This is a genomic window from Streptomyces scabichelini, from assembly GCF_011045015.1.
GTDB classification, from domain to species: Bacteria; Actinomycetota; Actinomycetes; order Streptomycetales; family Streptomycetaceae; genus Streptomyces; species Streptomyces scabichelini.
In genome coordinates, this window is the sequence record NZ_JAAKZY010000462.1 from 1 (window position 1) to 1345 (window position 1345).

Sequence of the window (1345 nt, forward strand, 5' to 3'; positions counted from 1 at the left end):
GCCGGGGCCGGGGACGTGAACCCACCGGGGTTGTTAGGCGAGTTCGGGACCCCGGAACGACCTGAAGACCCCCAAGCCCCTGAAGGCCCTGAACATCCTGAAGGAACTCAGGGAGCTCAGGGAGTTCAAGGACTGCAAGGACCTGGGGATACGCAGGCATTCACGACACCAGCCGACCTTGCCGGACCGGCAGCACCCGCTCAGCCGTACATGCCCGAGCAGTCGCACGCACCCCAGGCACCGCACGCGCCCGTGACACCACGCTCACCCGAGGCACCGCACTCGCCCGAGGACCCCGCGACGCCGAGCCCGTCTCCGGGGGCTGAGGCGCCGCCGGCCGAGGCGCCGCCGGCCGAGGCGCCGCCGGCCGAGGCCCCGCCGGTCGGCGCGCCGCACACGGCCGAGTTCCGCCTGTTCGAGGCTCAGGAACCCGGTCCAGAACCCGTGACCGGGCCCATGCCCCATCCGCACGCACCCGAGCCCGGGGAGCGCGCCCGCAGGGGCGGCCGTCGGCGGCGGCTCGCCCTCGTCGGCGTCGGAGCCGGGGCCGCTGTGATGGCCGCGGCCGGGTTCGCGAGCGGACTGTTCTCGTACGAGACGCCGTCGCGGGACAGCGCGGCTCCGAGCGACATGCGCGCGAGCGTGCCGGACGCGCCCGAACCGACACCGTCGTCGCCGACACCGTCGAAGACCGCGCCGTCCGCACACTCGCCGTCGGCTCCGCCGCCCGAGACGTCCGCACCGAGCAGCCCGAGCACCACACCGTCGGCACCCGAGTCGACGGCTCAGGCCGCCCCGTCCCGCTCGGCGCCTTCGACACCCCCACCGTCCACCGCGCCTCCGTCCGACTCGGCGCCCCCGGATTCCGGCGGAGGACGCGAGAGGGACAACTCGCAGGTACTACGCCCCGGCGACAGCGGCCCAGAGGTCACCGAACTCCAACTCCGCCTACGCCAGGCGGTCCTCTACGCAGGCCCCACGACCAACACGTACGACGACCAGACCGAAAACTCCGTACGCGCCTTCCAGACGTCCCGCGACATCGACGACCAACTGGGCATATACGGCGAGGAAACACGCGAACGCCTGGAGTCAGAAACGCAGGAACCGTAAAAAGCCACGACCAGCCCCGCGCCCTATAGGGGCGCGGGGAACTGCGCGACCAGCCACAACGAACCCGCAGGCTTCAAACCGCCCCCCAGCGGAGCGCTAACGCGCTCATTCGCCGACGCGCACCCGAATCGCCCCATCCCCCAAAGCCGAAACCCGCACCTGCGTAAGGTCCGGCACCACCACATCAGGCCGATGAAACCCGGCCCGAGGCCCGACCCCGACCACCCGCATC

The 1345-nt window shown here is 72.0% G+C and carries 1 protein-coding gene and 1 pseudogene; one reads left to right on the forward strand and one right to left on the reverse strand.

The features are described from left to right. The first annotated feature begins 252 nt into the window (after nucleotides 1–252). Nucleotides 253–1113, forward strand: coding sequence for a peptidoglycan-binding protein (locus G5C60_RS53915; RefSeq protein ID WP_165271083.1), 861 nt, complete (start codon nucleotides 253–255; stop codon nucleotides 1111–1113). 105 nt (nucleotides 1114–1218) lie between these two features. On the opposite strand, the pseudogene G5C60_RS52955 reads toward G5C60_RS53915, so the two are convergent. Continuing rightward, a pseudogene (locus G5C60_RS52955) lies at nucleotides 1219–1345 on the reverse strand (HAD family hydrolase); the annotation flags it as partial.